Raw genomic sequence first — 19,960 nt, forward strand, 5'->3', positions numbered from 1 at the left:
GATATTTTTTTATGGATACAAAAGCCGACAGGGCGCATGGTTTCACTTCATTTTTAATAACTGTTATGGATAATTTCTTAGGCATTTTTGATGGCGACTTCGCAGGCGAGGGCAATATAGATTACCTGCAGTTCCGGTTGGAACGGATCCAGCGATCCCGCCAACCGGACAAAGAACCCATCCACAACCTGGAAGGTTTTTTCTCGCTAAAACTGGCCCTGTGCACCATGCTGATGACTAAACCGGACTTGGTCGACCCCGACCTGGTAGATTCCCAAAAGAAAACCTATTATCACAGCATGCGCATCCTTCGCGCTGAAAATAATGCCACACTGGCCACCCACATCTGTGTCAAACTATATGACAAACAGTATCACGGTCTGCCTCCCGGTATTTACCTCCAGACATCCTATACAATGGATGAGTTGCGGCGATTGACTGGCATTCCCTTCCCACCCAGCGGGGCGCTTCCCGATGATCACATGATCTGCCTGGCCCATTATCATAGCGATTTTAAAGCCGCCATTCCCACCTCCTTTTATGAAAGATTGGCCACCTATGCCAGTGACATTTTGGAGATAACCCGGCGGGACATGGAAGAGTTTACCCATCAACTTACCTATAAGGGTACCTACCGGGGCAATGATCATCAGCCTATGAGCGGAAAGGGAAGCAAATACGTAGAACAACACTATTACAACAACCCACATGAACCGATAAAAAAGTTGTTACTAACTGATCCCTTTAAGTTTGATCACCTTTGCAAATGGAACAGCTATCTCGCACTACATGACCATGGCTACGTTACCAATCCCAATGAGGACGTCATCGCTACTATTGAGGTAGTCGGATTCAATCCATCGCCCACTTCCCAACTCACCCCCGGCATTTATTTTCACTGCTTGGATGAGTTGGTAAAATTTCAACAACAGGCGCAGTTGGACCTCCGATTTATGTCAGACTATGTTGACAGCCAAACCACGCTGGCACTGGCCCACTACCAATTTCAACAGCGATATTCCCTGCATGTGGCATCCCCGCTCGTAAGTTTTAAATCCAACTACCTTACAGGTCAACTGGACATGGGCGCCGTACCGCACAGCCCATTTACTACCACGACCACTTATCAGTTCGATCCATTTGCGCCCACTGCACAGCCATTCCGAATCGCCTCGGACTACTATCACTATGAGACGCTGGAGATGGCTCTCGCCAAATTGCTGGGAACCGACTTTACCTTGTTTCAATCCACTATGGCCCAATCCGTGGGCTATCATATTTTGCAGGCCATCGTTTTCGGCAAGGATGCCACCCCACTGGCCAGCCTTGAACTGATGCGACAGCCACCCCCTCCCGGCATGACAGAGCCTCTGCCATGGCATATCTACCTGCAACTGCATCAAAATATTGAGCTGCCCAATGACATCCGCTCAGCTTTGGCGACGCTGGAAGGGAGCCATGTGTTAACCCAAAACGAGGAGCGACATCTCTGCATTCCGGTGGCGCGTTTAACGGCTGACCAGGTCATGGAACCGATTCATCAAAACCTGCGTACCATTTGTGCAATGCTGGGCCGGCCAATGCCCGATAAAACACTGGACGGCGATCAGCGTCACGCCCAAAGAGCTGTCTCCTCCACCTCCGCAGAATCCGATTACTTTACGTTATGCTTTGATAAGGCTAAACAATTACCTGGAGAGGGGCCTTCCATCGAACAGGAACTGGTGACCATAAAGGGACTCTCCAATGCCTATGCGCTGCTGCTGCTGCTGGACCCTGAATCCTTTCAACCCGGCAACAGTCGTTATGGGAATGCCCACCTGGCCCGCGTCCGGTTATATGAGGGCACGATCCCTGCGGTTGCCGAGGGTAACACGAGTGTCGTGTGGACCCAACCATCTCCTGAAAATCTCCTGGTCACGCGTTTTTATCAAACCTACACGGCTTCCGACAGGCCACCGGGTTATTGTCTACATTTCAACGAAAGTCATCCCAAAGCCATCCATTTGGCCATGTCAGAACTTCCGCCGTTGTTAACGGCGGCCTGCGAACAACACCACCTGGTGTTTTCACTAAATGCCGCGCAAGCACCGGACACCCACAAACCACACCCACGAAAAATACCAGACCCTGACGGCAACAGCCAGGCACCCGGACCTAAACTTTGATGTTGACCGACCACTTTCTTCATTTAATGATTCGCATCGCCCACCTGCAAACAGATAACCATCACACTTAAACGAATCCGCAATATGGACCATCAATTTATCAGCACGCCACCCGATCTTTTGAAACAAGGGCCCATTGATTACCTGCCTTTTCACCTGCAGCGTACCCAACTGGACCCCGCCAGCGGCACCGAGACCAGCGCAACCAGGTTCGCTTATTTTACTTTGAAGGAATGCCTGTGTGAGCTGTTGCAGACACCGCTGGCTTCACTGGATCCCAACACTGCCAACTTCACCAAATTGCGCCGCTACCAGCGTGTTGACATCAAAGACGCGGGAGATCTCAAAAGGGCATCCCTGGTGGCCATCCGGCCCGGTCTGCCGTATGAATTCGAAGCAGCACCAGGCATCTACCTCTTTATCAGCCGATATTTAGGAGGTCTTGACCAGGTTCGCCAGATCACCGGTATGCCTTTCCCGGATGCTGATACCCTGGAAAAACCTTATTTGATTCCACTGGCCTCTTATCATCCCAATTATACCGCCATAGAAGTGACGCGTGAATACCTGGACCTTTACCATTTTGCCCAGATCTACCGTCAGCAATTACATCAGCAACGAACATCCTTCACCCATCAACTCGTTTTTAAAGGGGAGGTCAGGCCAACAGATGCTGCCCCGCATGATCCATACTCCAAGCCCTATCACCTTTTAAAACATTACTATGATAACCTGCATGAACCTGTGAAAGCGTTACTCAGCACCAACCTGTATTTATATGACCCGTTTTGTGTTTCGAACACCGTAGCCGACATTCACCATCACGCATTTGTCAAAGACAATAACAACTGTTGCCTTGCACGCATTAAGGTTATACCAATTGATCAGGCAATCAGCGGCCCGCCCTTTGCCGGCATTTACCTGCAAGCTCATCCTGATATCGCTACCCTGGAAACCATCGCGCAGCTGCGATTTCATACTCCTGTGGAAAATATGGGTAGTGACGCTGAACTGTTACTTGCCGCCTATCACTATAATCAGGGCTATCGCATGGCCTTTAACAAACATACAGGTGAAGGGGAGGCCCAATTCCATTTTGATGTGAGTGGCAACTCTCTTCCGAACAGTCCCTACACCGTTGGGCTTTTTTATTTATCAGATGATGACCGTTATTTGCAACAACGCTATGGTCTTGTCAACGAACATTACCATTTTTCTGATATCCGCAAAGCCCTACAATGGTTATTACATACTGATTACGCGCTGCTGTCAGACACGCCTCAACCGCGGCAGATGTTGGGATATAACCTCTCTGCTGCTGGCATCTATGATGACCAACCCGGTCCCATCGTCTCGCTTCGCAGGGTTGCCCACCATCCATCACACACGGAAAGTGGCGTGATCCTGTTACATTTCCACCGTCCAGGCCAATTGCCCCCGGATGTCATCTCGGCCATTGCCGCACTTGAAGGCAGCAGCCAACCCCTGAAGGGCGGCCAGGATGGAGAATTTTATTTTGTCCTTGGCCATCGGGATCCAACCGGAATTAACGTTCTCCATAACCACATTCTAAACGCGATGGAACGCATATGCGCGTTACCCGAACAAATAGCGATGGTCCCAGAAGTGACCAATGTTGCCACCAAGTCCCAGAGTAATCCTTCGGATAAATTTACCATCGAGCTTCAATGGCGTCTTCCCATTTCTTCACAGCATGAATCCCAACCTCCACCTGAGGAACTAACAGTAACAGGACTGGATAGCGCCCATCAGGTCCTGCTTGCGCTGGACAAGGAAATAATCCAAGTGGCCGAACTTTGGCCAGATACCATCTGGCTGGAGCGTGCCCGCCTGCTGCATGGGGAGGCCAAAGCGGAAATTGCCTCCCGCTATTACCAGTCGGGGGAGAGGACGGATGAACTACCCGGCCATTTCATCACCTATAATTTGGCCCACCCACTGGGTGAAAAACTGGCACTGGCCCAGCAGCACCTCGACATGGTGCTGATTCCTGCCAACCCACATACGGTTACATATATGCTGTCTCCACCGCTTACATTGCCTGCACCCGCGCGTCATCCCCGTGTGATGGGCCCACCGCCAGATCCAGACAGCCCAGGTCCGAAATTATAAAACCGGGCAACCGGCCTGAAATCCCGAGCAAATTCGCGCCATCACTCCCCACACCACGGCCTACTTTATCAACACCACCCTCAATTATTTTTATGTACCATCCACTACCCATTACGGCTAATAATCCTCCGGGCCCCGGCACCTTCGATTACCTGCAATTTAATTTGACCACAATTACCACCGACATGGTCACTGAAAGAGAAACGACAACCATGCGCGCCTACTTTCATCTTAAACATGCGCTGTGCCAACTCCTGGAGACAGACCTTCGACATATCGACCCCAATGTGGCGAGGTTTTCCGGGCTGGACCATTCGCTTCGCGCCTACGTGCGTACCCCTGATAACTATAACGACTATGCTACTCTGATATATCACCATCCGCATAGTGATAATTCACATAAGATTACCCCTGGCATTTATTTGTACTCTGATTTATTATCAAACGAGCAAATCTATACTACACTTGGTCAGCCGATGCCTGCGGCCATCAAAACGGCCTTCCCGTTTAATATGCCACTGGCCTACCTGGATAGACATCAACGGGGCTTAGTCTTGCTGGAGCATTATGAAAAACTTCGCAACTACGCCACCGAGTACCTGCAAATGCTGCAGTCGGTTACCAACGGCATGGACCATCAGCTGGTTATCAAGGGGCAGTACCGGAGCCGCAAAAGCCAGGAAGGAAAATTTGTCCAACACGCCAAATATGTGGAGCATCATTACTTTGATAACGCCCAAAGGCCAGTTCAGGCCCTGCTGGACACCAATCTCCTGAGCCTCGATGGTTATGTCGCCGACCAGCAACAACAAAAACATCACCAGCATGTCTACACGCTCGGGGTTGACCAGCAACTGACCGGCTCCATCCAGGTGGTCCGCATTGGGGATGACAATGACAAATATCCCACCGCCGGCATTTACCTGCTGGCCTATCCCGATCTGCACACTCTGGAGAAAACCACTGGTATCCCCTTTAGCCGTATTACTCACTGTGACACCAGCAGTGGCCATTTACTGCTGGCATCCTATCACTATAACTTTGGCTATAGCCTGGAACCTGGGGATGGCCTGCTGCAGTTAATGCAGCAACAACAGCTTAACCGCAGCGCCGAGACCCACCACCCCGCTCCCACCTACACTGCCATCAGCACTTATGAATTCAGGGAAGGCCCGGACACCTTGCAGCCTTTTAAACACGCCACCGCATTCTTTCATTACGACCGACCTTCGCTGGCCTTGCTGCAACTGCTGAGCCTGGATTTTGCACTTTTCTGTACATCCAATCCCAACAGCCCGCATAAAATGTCGCTGCAAGGCGCTGGAGTACAGGACAGTGCCGGTGCCGTCCTGGCCCACCTGCAAAAAATACCCGGCCCCGAACAGGGACTTCACCAGGTGATACTTGTCCTGGAAGGCGCCCTGGCTACAATCGTGGCAGCCGCCCATCACCCGCCGCGCACGGACGACATCCATACCAGCGGCGAGGCCGTACACCTGCGGATGGGTCATTTTAACGCCGAAGGCGTTTTTGAACATGCCCATGACAACCTGAACTTTTTGAAGGGACTGCTGCAACAACCCATATCGATGCTGGACCATGCCATGCAGGTGCATCAGCCTATTCTCATGCCGGAAACGCCCACCAAACCTTTTATAGCCTTACAATGGCAACATGGCAATCAGCCCCCTGGGTCAGGGACGGTCACCCATATTGTGCGACATTCCCTGGAAGATGCGCATCAATTTCTGCTGGCCATTGATCCGAAGTGGTTTTGTCCTGACCCTGATCATCCCGGTGTACCTCACCTGTTAAATGCCCATCTTTTCGATGGGGGTGATCCTCAAATGATGGCCATCCGGTATTACCTGCCTATGGCGATAGGCTCAGTACCTGAGGGGTATTATATCCATTATAACGCAGACAGTGCCAAAGCCCTGGCTCTGCCATCCGGACAGCCAAGTCTTGAACGGATAGAGACGGCCTCTAGCGATCATTACCACACCTACCGGCACCAAACTAAACTCACTCCATCCGTAGAAGGCCTTCACCTCCGTGTGTTTGCCCGACAGGAGCCTGGCAAAGGTCAAGGCCTTTAGCTACATGCCGATTATCCGATTTCTGTTTTTAAACCCATGGATTATGACCATTAACAATGACCGTTATCTGCTGCGTATCGAATACCTCCCGGTCAACACGGAGATACAAAGCCAAGGGCAGCCACCCCTTATCAGTGCCCGACCTACGCTGGAACAAGCTTTGGTAGACCTGCTGACCCAACCGATGGACAGCTTCCATCCGGCTTCTGCCAAACAAATGGGTATGGACTACTTTATCCATCAGGCAAGGATCATGGATATGAAAAATGGTGAGCATGTGATCACCTTCCTGCGGATGAACAATGACATGCCTGTATTGGCAGATATTGCTGTTTATTTGGCTATAGAACCCGGCCAGGCCACTGCTGCCATCTCCAGAATGACGCAGGTATCCCAGGAAATACTCCATCGGCAGGGAACCAAACTGCTGCCTCTGCTGGCCCTGGAACCAGTGGGCCAGTTCCTATATCCGATGACCATCTACCGCCACCTGGCTGCATCTGCCTTCCATGATGTCTACCACCTGGAAGCAGCGCTATTCCCCTGTCAATTCCTGACCCGCTTTGATGGCATCAGTTTAAACGAGTCATCGGTCCGGGAAACCGGCTATCAACAAAAAGGTATAAGCATTAAGCATTTTTATCCTACAGAAAAGGATGCGTTAGCCAAATTGCTGCTGACGCCGCCGCTGTTTTTTGACATCGCAGGATCGGCCAGACAGGATGCTCCTTATTATTTTATCGCCGCGTGTGCAGGTAACATCTCATCGGAGGAATATACCGCTGCCACTCACACCATTCAACCGCCTACATTGGATGACGATCATACCTACAGGGACGCCGGCCGTTATCTCGCCTGCCCTGAAGGATGGGCATCCTTATTGGATAAAATAGGCTTCCCCTACGACCCCGACCATATTCCGAACTTCGGCGCTACCCTGCTTAAGCTAGATTACTGGAATACCGCTATCATCCCTGCACTGGTGAAAACCGAACTCTCCGAAAGGATCACCGAACACCTGGAAGCACAATTAAACCTTCAGCAGGTAGATCAGACCTATCTCAGCTATATCCGAAGCACTCCCCAGATGCACCTGCCCGAGCTGGACAACGGAAAGGTCTCGGTGGCCGATAACGAATTACATAGCCATTCCAATAATCTGGCTACCGCCCTGGCTCAGATGCTGATCCAAGACTTCCGTGAATTTGACCTTAACCTGGTGACTGAGAAAAATCTGGCCCATCACATTACCAGCGCCTACCTGTCCGATCCCGCCGGCAAGGAGCTTATGCATTTCCGGCACGTGGCCCAGGACGGGCCTGATTTGAAAAGAGGCGTTTATATGGGGGTGCATAAAGACCTCGTGGGCGACCCTGCATTTGCAATGATGGAACCGCACATGGTGGCCCAGGCGGAACGGCTTCGCGGCAACCAGAAAGGCGATTATGTTTACCTGCAGGTAGCCAGGTACAATAGGCTTGGAAACCTTGTAGAGATGCCTCTTTATGACCGCTTTTTTGTCTCTGCCACGCACCGCCAGATTGCCCTACAAGCAGACATCGATCCGGCTTTATATAAAACGATACCCAATACTCTTCCGGCAAACATGGCCTACAAGGTGCAGCTGCAATGGGAATATCTGGGCAACCCGGCACCCGATGGACCCTTGCGCTTTTCATATTTCCAGGGGTTCGGCACACCGGAGCGGGCCATGCAGGCTATTTCAAAACTATCCAATGAGTTATTCGACAGCCACAGCCAACTACAAAAGGACACCCCATTCCGGATAGTGGATATCACCCTTTTTAACCAGGATAACAAGGCCATTTTAATTAAGAGCGGTGAAATGGATGGTCCCGGCATCTATCATGAAAAATTCCTGGATTACCTGACACCCAGGATTCAGGCGGCCTATGACCATTTTTTGGGAAGGGGGAGTAGTGCCGGGCAGCAAAAGGGACAAGACCCACCGGATAAACATGCCAAACAACACACCCGCCACCGGCCCCGGATACAACGAGGTAAAGATGGGCCAGGCGAAAGCCAGGGCCGCGGTTTGTAATCCAGCAGATTATCCGCCATTTCAATTTTTAAATGTTTAAGATCATGTTAGAACTTCACAATCGATACCTGCTATTGGTGGAATGCGGCGATGCCAACACCGCAGAGCATAATACCCTGGACTATCAGACCGCGTCCGCCGCCACCCTGCATGAGGCACTGCTGCACCTCTTTAAAATCCCGCCGGACCAATTTCATCCCGATGCCGCCATTCTCAACGATCAACCATGGTTTGTAAAAAAAGCCCACATCCTGGACCTGGTGGATGGTACACCCGTAATCCACACTCTCCATGAGCCCCATCCCAAGCAACCAGCCTTTGACGGCATTCTCCTGGTCATCGTCGAAGGAATTCCAGTTTCAGCACTCAAAGCCCAACTGGGAGAACCATCCAACCGCACCAGCCTCGATCAACCCGCCATCTTTGATTTTCTCAAGTGGGACCGCGATGCTGAGCACATGGTTCCTACGCCGGTTTTTTCGCAGCTCTTTAGCGCAGCCGTCCATATGTCGATCGCCGGAACGGCTACTCTCATTCCGCACCAGTTTGCATATACCTTGGAAGGGTTTAAGATCAAAGCTGATGCAGATCCCGACGGTCACCATTTTGCGCCCGCGTTTACCGAACATCATTATTTTGAAACCCTGGCCCATGCCGTGATAAAACTCTTGCTAACCCCCTCCTCCCGGTTTTCCTATACCCAAAGCCGCCAGAATGGTGCCCTCACCTTTTACGATAATGCCACGATTTCCCCTCTTCCCCCGGCCACCGATAAACCCTTGGCCAGTTGCTACCTTCAACCACCCGCTCATCAGCAATCCGCACCTAACACCCCAGTGCCAGGAAGATACCTGGAATTCGGCCCTACCATCGCTGAGGTTCTCCAACGACTGGGCATCGAGCCTGCTTATTTTAATTCCATCGGGGACCGCCAAACGCTGCAACTGGATCAGTATTCCCGCCATGCAACAGACACGCTTGCCCTTTTGGAACATCTCCAGGTCCCAACCGTTGGCTTAATGTATGCATTTGGGCCACAGGGCCCCACACTCGACTATGAGGCTGTCGTCGGCCATCGCATTGCCCTTCCAGCGCCTCTGGGGGAGGGCCAGCATAACGCACTGGTGGAACAAATCATTCATACCCACACTAACGACCCACTGCTGGCCCTTTTTCAAATGATCTCTCATCCGGTAGCGGTCTTTGATGAAATAAAACCTGATACTACCGGCTTTCAAATAACGCAAGCCAGCATTATTGATTCAGAAAAAACAATGGTGCTGACGATTACATCCCAACCACCGGATACTGAACGTATGGCACCTGGTCTATACCTGGCCGTTGCTCCCCAGCTGATGATTCACCCAACCTTCCGTCACCTTCATCCCGGCCAGTTAGCCGCTGGGGGAGCTGCCTTTCAACAACATGGCGCCCTGCTATACATTCCCATCGCCTATCCCGAAGAAGGTGGCCTGCGCATCAGCCCCGGTTATCAGGGCTTTTCTGCCACCGCACTGGCGCACTATTTTATCGATCAACTTGGACAGCGGCCCGAGATGCAAAAGTTTGCCTCCAAGACCCTTGAAGATGATACACCCTACCTTGTCACGCAAACCTGGGTGATAGATACCGGCCATCTCACCGACCATTTTACCATCGTCCGAGCCAGTCAGGACCCAATCTCAAGCCTGCGCCAAATCGCCCGTCTTGCCCCGGAATTATTTACACCCAAACCACTCGGGGATCTTGGTATCCCTATGCGCCTGGTCAGTGCCAACCTGGTACAACGCCAGCAGGGTGAACAACAAACCCTTGTACGAAAGTTCGGCCATCCGCTGGACGAATCACGATTTAATTACAGTCTTCACAGCAAGGACCCTATCGTTACGGCGGCATTTACCGAAGTATTTGGTGGTGAACATTTGAAGGCGGCTATAAGGACCGCCTCCAGGCTGGACCGCATTGAACGGATGTTTCGCTCAACGCCCCCAGGTCCATCACAGGGCCTCGGACCCTGAGCTGGCCAGGAGGGTGCTATCCCCATTGTTGATATTACCATTACTGTTCGTTTTAAAAATTCAACACATATGCAGATCAACCATCCATATCTGCTCTATATGGAGTTTGCCTCACCCCACTCACCGGAGGACCCTGCCCAGGTGGATAGCCATGCAGTTACATGCGCAGATATCTGGCATGGCCTCAAAGAATTGCTCAAGGTACCACTCGATCAGCTCCACCCTGAAACGGCCATTACTAATGGCTACCCGCGGTTTTTAAAAACGGCCAGACTCGTGGATTTCAGGGAAGTGGAGGTGGTGGCCCAGCTGCTGGTCCATCCCCCTGTAACGGGTGACGATATTGGCGACCATGTATTTTTGTTGATCAAAAGTGAGCTGAGAGATGTGCTGGCAGCCGAAGGGATCCGCGCCGATTTCCATGGGGGGGATATGGGAGAGCGGTTATATTTTACCCTGGCGGTGCGATCAGAAGACCAGACACATCTGTGTCCCACCAAATCCTGTGATGAACTGGTGACAGCCACTATGGACATGATCATTCACAGCGATTCCGGCATCATGCCACATTCCTGTACGCTGCGATTTAATGGATTTGACCTGAGCATGGCCAGCGCTGTCGGTGATAACATCGAATACCAGGCACTGGCCGAACATCACTTCTGGATGGATGAAAACGAGGCGCTGGTACACCTGCTCAAAACGCCCTCCGCCCACTTTGATAAATCTTCTGCCTTTGATGCCAACCTGGACCGGTATTTTTTGCAGGCGATTATTACTTCTGCCAACAACAAAGACAAAAAGATTGCAGAAACAGCGACCAGTCCAAAACTCGTCTGGAGTCCTCAAGATCCTGCCCAAACAGGCCGCGTGCTGGCGATTGAAAACCGGTTCATCCCCCTGCTTGAAAAACTTGGATTTAGCAAAGAAGAATTTCTGTCCTACGGCCACCACCAGGTCGTCCGGCTGGATCGTTGGGATCCCGTGCATCATTTGCTCAGGCCCAGCGAAAACTTTGATCGAGTATTACAGCAATTGCCCCACACTACATCGGACCTGCGCACTGCTTTTCCTTTTACGAGCATCTACCGCAAAAGGATAACCCATCCATCTATCGGCACCCACCAGGCTCCCAGAGTGGCGGAGCATTCCGTGTTTTTTTACTGCCAGGACCTGCTGCCCGCCTTATTTCAAATGATGGTGCGAATGCCAGAGAGTTACGATGAAGCCCTTGTGAAAGCAAAAAAACTGGATAGCTATACTATTCACAACGGCATTTATGACGCCAAGGGTAATCAACTGGCCTATATGGGGCCGGCACCTTCCAACCTCCCAGGTGCCGAGCCTGGCATATATGTAGGATGGGATGCGCAGTTGCTCCGGGAACCAGCCGTGATTAAACTCGACCCTGGTCAACTCAGCCAGGGCAGCCAGCAACAAGTGCTCATGGACCATGCCATGTCGTACATGCAGGTGGCCTATTACCGTGACAATAAACTCTTGGCCACTACCGGCTATTCCAAATTTGTGCAACTACTGCTCATCCATCATCTGGATGGTCTTATCCGGCAGTGTCCGGAAAAAATGAGGATTGCGGACAGTGCCCTACTTCCTGCCAGTCCCTACCAACTGCGGATGGAATGGGCCTTGCAACACGCAGGGCAAGCCAGTATCGACCATTTTTCCTTTCGCATTCCTGTCGACACACCGCAACAGGGATTGGATGCACTGGACCTGATGCCACTGGTATTGTTTCAATCTTACATGCAGGCACAAGAAGGCGTACCGTTGCAATTGGTGACAGTAGACCTGTTATCCAGTTCATCCCAACAGGTCATCATGGCCAAACAGCCAATCATTGAAAAGGGGCAGCAATATCATTACATAGCCAATCGGCACCTGATGGACGCTGCCTTCCTGGAAGCATTTATCGCCTTTGAACAAAAATTGGCCGGTCAGGCTACCTTCCAGGTCAAAACCCTCGGCCTTCCACCGGGCCCTCAACAGCGAATTTTCATCTCACCAAATCCTGAAAAAAAGAGCCGCGGGCTATAATCATAGGGTAGCCTTTGGCAGCAAACTTACATGATCATGTCAACAACATTATTTCAATACCTGGTTGCCATCACCTTCACCCACTCCGGGCGAGGCACCCACCCTGTCCCGAAAGCGCCGATTATTCAGCCCTGCCCCAGTATCCAACATGCACTTAAAGCACTATTGCTACTGCCCATGGACCAGTATCACCCCGCCACCGCCGGCCCCTATGGATTAGACCATTATATCGACAAGATGAGCATCATCGACCTGCACAACGGACAGTCCGTTGCCTCGATTATTAATAACACCATCCTGACAACCGGTGGGGAGATCGCCGTGAGCCTGGTATTTACGCCTGGTGCACCTCCCATTCTTCCGGATGGAAAACCCGCCGACCCTACAAGGCCCAACCCCATCGAACCCCAAACCATCCCCCTGATGCTGTACAGCAAACAGGACAACTGCCTGGTCCCCACTGGTGAATATAATGCCCTCTTTGAGACTACCCTGCATGGCTGTATCCACCCTGACGCGGTTGTGGAACCCGGGAAATACTGCACGGCTTTTGAAGGCACCCAGCTTGATAAGGCATACGTGCAGGGCGATGCGCTCATTTATCCCAACCTTCAACATTATCATTTTTACGATAGCCTTGCTGCCGCCTTTTCCAAACTGATCGCCGAACCAACCGTAAATTTTGATATGGCACATGCCGTTAGTAGTGGGGCGCCTTTTTATTTTGAAAAAGGACTCCTTACCACCATTGCTACTACACCCGCCATTATCGCCGAAATTACCCTGGTCCCTCCACCGGGTCTCTCCCAGGGAACCCCGCTGCCACTCACGGGCCGATTTCTGGATGTTTTTCCTCCTATACCCGAACCACTTGTTAGCCCGACCTTTCAGACACGGATGAGGCGCAATATTGACTTTAGCCATGTGCAGTTGGACGAATGGGTCCTGGACGAAAACTATATTCTGCAGTCCACCCGGAATCTGCAATCCTTTATCGCAACCCTTGGAATTCTCTCGCCGCAAGCGGCCCACCGCACAGACTATGTGTGCAAAAAGTTGCACCTCTTCCGTCAAAAGGAGGATGACCCGGCATCCAAAACACGAGAAGCCATCTTTCACCTGCACACGGACGAATTTTCGGCGGCCTTCGCTGAACTTATCGATCACCCTGTTAACCAACATGACCCCGGCCTGGTGATCAGTTACAATTTGGATAGCCAGGTGCTCAGCGGGGCCATCACCGATCGTGACGGTCATATCATCGCTGAATATACCAACGAACAGCCCGCAAAATGTGAAACACCCGGCCTTTACCTGGCCATTCGTCAGGACTATTTGCAACACCCTGCCTTGATGCCCCTCTGCTCTAACCAACTCATGCAGGATTCTCCCAACTGGAATGTGGAAAGAGGGGAGATGGTTTATTTTCAAATCGGTCAGTACGATGCAGGTGAACTTCGTTCTACGCTGGGTTATCTTAAATTTCAACTATTGCAAAAAGCCATTTTCATCGATGAGCTGCTGCAACGCCACCCCGACAAGGCCGCGACCATCCCACCTCCAGATGTTACCGAACCCTATAGCCTTCGACTACGATGGGAGCTTCGGACGCCAGGCCAACCAGTTCAACAGTTTTTCTCCCAGAGGACCTGCCCGGCTACAGCAGTTGCACTTGTGGAATTTTTTAGCCTCCCCAATGACCTGTATACCGGTAAAGCACCTGCACTGGCCCCATACGATCTGCGTTTGGTAATCGCCGAAGTCCTGGAAGGGCCCGATCGTCATGTGGTGTTAAAATCCCACCTGAGTAAAGATGATCCGGGGAAAGTGGCTTATTTCTATAACCCGGAAGATGCCTCAGCTCACCTTCGCCAATTCATCGAAAGTGGCACGGGTCAAGACACGCCGTATCCACTCACTTCTGCTGCTGCCCACCGGCCCCGTAATATCGCACCTGACCCGCCCAGCTCCCAGCAACAGCAGAAAGGGCCATCACCTTAATGCATATACGTAAACCTTCCCATACTCCACCCACACTTCCAAGCGCCCACCAAATTTTTTAACATCATAAATGATTTGGTATGAAAAGCCTCCTGACTTATTATGGTGGAAAGCAGAAACTCGCACCCCTTATCAATACCCTCATCCCGCCGCACCAGCTATACGGGGAGCCCTTCGTTGGTGGCGGCGCCGTTTTCTGGATCAAACGGCCCTCGGAGGTGGAAGTGATTAACGACAGCAATGGTGAACTCATCAACTTCTATCATGTGGTCAAACACAACTACGATGGACTCATTAGCCTGATCAACGATACCCTTCATCATCGCCGCCAACATATCCACGCATGGGTCATCTACCTGAACCCTGAGCTATTCAGCCCTGTCCAACGCGCCTGGGCCGTCTGGGTGCTGGCCTCCCAATCTTTTGCTGCCCGGCTGGATGGCAACTGGGGATTTGATTTGGAATTTAACGTAACCACAAAAAAGATCATGCACAGCCGAGATGAATTTACCCGGCTCTATGCTACCCGGTTGGAACAGGTTCAACTTGAATCCAAAGATGCCCTCTATATTATCCGCAGCAGGGACACTGTCGATTCATTTTTTTATTGCGATCCTCCTTATTACAACAGTGATATGGGTCACTATAAGGGCTATACGAAAAGAGACTTTTACGAACTACTGGAGACGCTGGCATCCATTGAAGGGAAGTTTTTGCTTAGCAGCTATCCTTCCTCGGTGCTGGCTGCCTTCGTTAGCCGATATGGCTGGCACCAGCAGACCATTGAGCAAACTGTCTCCATCAATATTAAAAGCGGAAAAGGCAAGCCCAAAACTGAAGTGCTCACCGCCAACTACATCCTCGAACCTCAGGCGCCCCAACTGGTACTCTTTGACGACTTCTAAAGATCTTGGCCGAAGTGGAGCGGGGCTCTGCTGGAGAGCAACCCTGCAAGTGCTACGCCAAGCAAGTATGGGCCTGCCCATGAGCCTGGAACCATCTGGTTCCGGGCTTTTTTTATGCTCATCGCTATTTGGCCTCCTGCCACGAAACCCATCTGGAACTTGAGCGAGTTCCCAATTTACAACTGACAACCTCCCTCCATTAAAATAATACGTCTTGGTGGTTATGCTTTCGACTCAAACGTTATAGTTTTTTCATCGGATCAAGCTGGTTAGCTTGGTTGATGGAATCGATTAGCAAAAAAGGGGTGGCCTGTCCAGGCTGCCCCTCTATATTTTGGGCGGTCCGCTCGGGAAGCCACCAGATCCTAAATTCCTGCAACAGCTCCAGTAAACATGGTTAATTCATCGTTCAAAACGTTCTAAGTTGTTATCGGAGCAAGCAATAATGCTTGCTATTAGCAATTAAATAGCAGAAAAAAAGAGGGGTGACTTTTCCAGGTCGCCCCTCGCGGTTATTGGTCATTACTATGGTGCTATGTTTTTGCACTGCCCCTGAAATCCACGACCACCGTATCATTAAAACCCATGATAATATCGTGGATGACCTGGATGTTATCTGATTTTTGCTTTCGGGAGTCGAAACTCCTTTTTTCGCAAAAGGTGAATAACACCCGCTCCCTGGCCCTGGACAAGGCAACAAAGACCAGGTTGTTATCCTGCACTGCATTGTCGTGATAGGTCCAGAATGCCGCGTCCTCCAGCCCGATAAAAATCACCGTGTGATACTCCAGCCCCTTGCTTTTATGGGTGGTCATCACCGGAATGGTATCAGCCCCAATCAGGGTATCGAGCGCTACCAGCATGCTGCCTGATTCGCTAAACCGATCCCGCAAATAGTGTAACAGTGTATTGAGCAGTTCCTTCAGCCAGCTGCCCTGCGCGTATTGAGGGTAGGTGCTCTTTATCCTGGCGACTCCAGCAAACTGGAGGATCTGCTTAAACACGCTCAGGATGGATTCGGGGGTTAGCGTTGCCGCACTATATTGGGCCTGCATTTTCTTGCAAAACGCCAGGTACTGGCGCTTTAAACGCACCAGCGCGCTATCCTCCAGGCTGGCATTGATTCCAGCCAGGAAATGAAATGCCTGCTCACTTTCTGGACCGAACTTGCCAGAAAATATCACCCGCAGGATAGCCGTCATAAAAATCGTTACCTCCTCAGTGAGCAGATCCTGCAGACTGCTTTCATCCCTGGCCTTGATGCCACTGGCGGCAAGCAGGCCAATTAAATCCTTTGTATAATTCTCAGGTAACTGTTTGACCAGGATGCAGATGTCGCGCGGCACCAGCCCCTGTTCTAACCAGCCCTGGACCTGTTTTAGCAAGTAACCCATCTCTTCTGACTGGCTGGCAAAAAAGCACATACGCGCCTCTCCCTGGTCCGGTTTCCAGCGCTCGGAAGGAACGGCAAAATCTGTTTTATGGAGCAGCTCCTTTACCAAGTGATTTTGAAATGCCACCAGGCGCGGCGCCGACCTGAAATTGGTGCGCAAGGGTATCCGCTTCGCCTGCGTATCCTTTTCAAACACGCTAAAAATATCGGTCATTGCCCCGGCCCATCCCATAATCGTCTGCTTATCGTCTCCCACTGCGGTATAGTAGGTATAACTGCCAGCGAAACCGGTTTTTAAAAAATCATACTGTACAAAAGTCGTGTCCTGGAACTCGTCCAAAAAGACATGGGAATAAGTTTGTTGCAGGTGTGCTTTCACCTTCGGGTTGGCCACCATCATGTATTCTGCCAGCCGCATGATCATCGCAAAACTCAGCATTGGTTTTTGCGCCCCACTGAGCCGCAGCCACGCTGCCCGCATTACAGCCATGGCCGGTTGTGTTACATCGTAGGGGAGGGGCACACTGGTCAGGTACGTATTGTAATCATGGGTATTAGTTTGAAAATAATGGTTGTCCACTGCGCGGAAAGCCTCCGCGATTTCTACCCGAGGACGCCCCATGATCGCATAACCCGCCGCCGGCTGGTAGGGGGTGGGGATACCTAAGCGGAAACGGTCCAAGAGTTGTTTGGCAAAGCCGTCAAAGGTAAACGCATCAAAACGCTTGCTCAATTCCTGGCCACACCGTTTTTTGACCCGCTCACGGATGTTGGCCGCCGCATCCCTTTTGAAACTAAGGGCAAGGATCCTTCGCGGATAAGGACAAGCGCCTGTCTGCAACAGGAATCCCGCCTTTTGCGCTAGGAGCTCTGTTTTACCCGAACCTGGACCTGCCACCACCAGCACATGGCCAGGGGCTGTGACCGCCTCCCTCGCATTATCTTCCAAATGCAGTCCATCTGCCGGCACCCATTCCTGTGGCGCTATCTTTTTCATGACCGTAACAGTTGATCCATTTTTTTAAAAATATCGGTGAACACCTGGGGCAACATCGTCTTTAAGACCCCATCCCTTATCCTGGACAGCACCTGCAAGTGGGTGACTGGCTTACCTCTTCCAAGGAAATGATATTTGTACCAGATCATCAGCGCCTTTTCCTCATCAGTGTAATATTCGCCTCCTGCATTTTCGACCTTGAGCGTAGCATCGATGGCAGCCTGTAGGTATTTTTCATAATGCTGTTGCGCAGCCTCCTGGTCTGGGATCCTGGGGCCTCCGCCATCTGGATAGGACCATTTAGCAGTATACCAACCCTCGTAGGCCACCAGCATCAAAAAATCCAGATCAAGTGGGTAAGAAAAATAGACGTTGTAGTCCTCCAGCCTTGCCATCCAGGATTTAATTAACCTCATGTTTCTATAGCTCCAGTTATGCATATCGTTAAACTCTGCCTCCGACAATTCACCGTCCGTGATTGCCAGTAACGCCGATCGGTCCCCACCCGCTGCAATCAACTCCCGCAATGCATATTGCACCCTTCCCCAGCCACCGCCAGGCCGTCCCAAATCCAGGTCCAGCAGTGTAATGTGAGGGATATTTATTTTTGCCAGCAGCTTCCAGATATGGGCAACAAAACGATGGCCGAGCGGAGCGAAGGTGATGAAGTTGTCATCCAAATCCTTTTTCAACAACTTTGTCAAATGGTTAAACACCACCTCCTCACTGTCCCCCTCGCCAATGAGGACCAGGCGTGCAAAATAAATTTCCGGAAAATTCTGGACCGCCTCCTTGACATATTTATACGCATCGTCTTGCCGATCGGGCAACTCTATCCGGTTGACCTCCGTGGACAGTTCCGTAGTTAACTGGAAATGAAAAATCATCTCCGGATCCAGCCTTTTTACAATGGCCGGGGTATGGGAGGTCAAAAACACCTGTGTATTGTTGTTGCCGGCAATCTCCATCAGGATATTAATTACGCGCCCCAGAATTTGGGGCGCAATATGATTTTCAGGTTCCTCCACGGCCAGCAATGTGAGCAGCGGCCTGATGTCTCCTTCGATATCAGTATCGGGGGCGAGTTTGTCCTCCATTTCAAGGACCGTGCAGACCAGGGTGATATAAAAAAGAGAACGATAGCCATCTCCCAGGTTGTCAACCCCGAACTTGCGATCCTGGCCAGGAGCCGGTGTAAAACTGATTTCCAGTTTTCTGAGAATTTCATCGATTTCACCAGTACCAAAACTCATCGCCGCATCGCGGTACCGGCTGTCCTTATGAAAGCGCGACCATAAACCCTGTAGAGATTCCTGAATGGCCCCAATGCCCGGTAAGCCTGAAAATAAATCATTGACCGCCTCCACTGCCTCCTTGTACTCCTGCTTGAATGCATCACTATATTCCACCGTCCTGAGCAACCGATGCAACATCGACCCGGATGCATACCGCAACTGGTCAGTGGTCTTTCGCAGTGCCGGCACATACACCACCTGGAAAAGCTGATGCATGAAGCGCGGGAATTCCTTTTTTGCCAACTCATCCTCTTGTTCCCCCTCCGCCACCTGGATAATAAATAGCCTGGCATCAATCACCCCCATCATATCCGTGACGGAGGGCTCAAAGTCAGCTTCGAGCCGAATCCGGATGTAAGGATCTTCACCCGGTGCCGGGACCACCATATCGGAAAAGAAATCAGCGGAGCCAAGATCCTTTTCCTCAAACTTAATTTTGGCCTCTATCTGCAGCTTTTTAGCAGGAAGGGTGGCCGGATCTTCGTCATGGGCAACATGAAAATCCTCCTTGCTAACCCTGCGATCCGTTGTATCGCCAAAGAGTTTTTTTAGCGCCTCCAGCCCAGCCGTCTTACCAGCGCTGTTCATACCAATAAAACAATTGAGTTTATGATCAAACCGCAAGGTCTGCTGCTGGGGGCCAAAGGATCGGTAGTTGGCAATCGTCAGTGAGACTATTTTCATTCAATTAATTTTGGTGTTCTCCAAACATTGTCACAATAAAGGTATCAGGCAATTTAATTAAATATTTCTGCAACCTGCCGCTACTGTAAGTACCCGTTTGAAAAAGTACCCCTGAAACATCAACTTTATTTTAAATATAGTTTTTCTTTT

Annotated in this window: 10 protein-coding genes; 8 read left to right on the plus strand and 2 right to left on the minus strand. The window is 51.0% G+C overall.

The window, feature by feature from the left end:
• Nucleotides 1–11: 11 nt before the first annotated feature.
• The 8 genes from HB364_RS13840 (at nt 12) to HB364_RS13875 (ending at nt 15,441) form a co-directional block, all read left to right on the plus strand.
• Nucleotides 12–2,168 (plus strand): hypothetical protein, encoded by a 2,157-nt coding sequence (locus tag HB364_RS13840; protein ID WP_167288562.1) that lies wholly within the window; start codon nt 12–14, stop codon nt 2,166–2,168.
• A gap of 84 nt (nt 2,169–2,252) precedes the next feature.
• Nucleotides 2,253–4,301, plus strand: coding sequence for a hypothetical protein (locus tag HB364_RS13845; protein ID WP_167288563.1), 2,049 nt, complete (start codon nt 2,253–2,255; stop codon nt 4,299–4,301).
• A gap of 92 nt (nt 4,302–4,393) precedes the next feature.
• Nucleotides 4,394–6,400 carry a hypothetical protein gene (locus tag HB364_RS13850; RefSeq protein ID WP_167288564.1) on the plus strand — a complete coding sequence of 669 codons (2,007 nt, stop codon included), beginning with the start codon at nt 4,394–4,396 and terminating at the stop codon, nt 6,398–6,400.
• A 43-nt stretch (nt 6,401–6,443) separates the two neighbouring features.
• A complete protein-coding gene (locus HB364_RS13855; protein ID WP_167288566.1) occupies nt 6,444–8,462 on the plus strand; it encodes a hypothetical protein in 2,019 nt (672 codons plus the stop codon).
• A gap of 44 nt (nt 8,463–8,506) precedes the next feature.
• Entirely contained in the window at nt 8,507–10,480 is a 1,974-nt protein-coding gene (locus tag HB364_RS13860; protein ID WP_167288567.1) for a hypothetical protein, read from the plus strand.
• Between the two features lie 69 nt (nt 10,481–10,549).
• A complete protein-coding gene (locus HB364_RS13865; RefSeq protein ID WP_167288569.1) occupies nt 10,550–12,535 on the plus strand; it encodes a hypothetical protein in 1,986 nt (661 codons plus the stop codon).
• 165 nt (nt 12,536–12,700) lie between these two features.
• Entirely contained in the window at nt 12,701–14,536 is a 1,836-nt protein-coding gene (locus tag HB364_RS13870; RefSeq protein WP_167288571.1) for a hypothetical protein, read from the plus strand.
• An 80-nt stretch (nt 14,537–14,616) separates the two neighbouring features.
• Nucleotides 14,617–15,441: a DNA adenine methylase gene (locus HB364_RS13875; RefSeq protein ID WP_167288573.1), complete on the plus strand. Its 825-nt coding sequence runs from the start codon at nt 14,617–14,619 to the stop codon at nt 15,439–15,441.
• Nucleotides 15,442–15,974: 533 nt separating this feature from the next.
• On the opposite strand, the gene HB364_RS13880 is transcribed toward HB364_RS13875, so the two are convergent.
• Nucleotides 15,975–17,831 carry a UvrD-helicase domain-containing protein gene (locus HB364_RS13880; protein ID WP_167288575.1) on the minus strand — a complete coding sequence of 619 codons (1,857 nt, stop codon included), beginning with the start codon at nt 17,829–17,831 and terminating at the stop codon, nt 15,975–15,977.
• Nucleotides 17,828–19,810, minus strand: coding sequence for an AAA family ATPase (locus tag HB364_RS13885; RefSeq protein WP_167288577.1), 1,983 nt, complete (start codon nt 19,808–19,810; stop codon nt 17,828–17,830). The genes HB364_RS13880 and HB364_RS13885 overlap by 4 nt, the downstream gene beginning before the upstream one ends.
• Nucleotides 19,811–19,960: the final 150 nt, after the last annotated feature.

This window comes from Paraflavitalea devenefica, assembly GCF_011759375.1.
GTDB classification, from domain to species: Bacteria; Bacteroidota; Bacteroidia; order Chitinophagales; family Chitinophagaceae; genus Paraflavitalea; species Paraflavitalea devenefica.